This window comes from Chryseobacterium sp. SIMBA_029, from assembly GCF_046535275.1.
Taxonomy (GTDB): Bacteria; Bacteroidota; Bacteroidia; order Flavobacteriales; family Weeksellaceae; genus Chryseobacterium.
Genome location: NZ_JAWRXA010000685.1, coordinates 1 through 247, shown reverse-complemented (window position 1 = coordinate 247; position 247 = coordinate 1). Strand labels below are relative to the sequence as shown.

1 pseudogene is annotated in these 247 nt (G+C 59.5%); it reads left to right on the top strand.

Features of this window, described 5'->3' with window-relative positions:
• Nucleotides 1-247, top strand: a pseudogene (locus SB679_RS25710) (long-chain fatty acid--CoA ligase); the annotation flags it as partial.

Genomic DNA, 247 nt, shown 5'->3' with positions numbered 1-247 from the left:
GCGCGAAGACCTCACCGCCGATACCTTCGTGGACGGCTGGTTCCGCACGGGTGATATCGGGGAACTCGACTCCAACGGCTTCCTCAAGATCACCGGCAGGAAAAAGGAAATCATTGTCACTGCCGGCGGAAAGAACGTGGTTCCGGCCCTGCTTGAAGACCAGATCCGCGCGGACGCACTTGTGTCCCAAGTCCTGGTGGTGGGTGATAACCGTCCATTCATTGGCGCCCTCGTGACCTTGGACGAC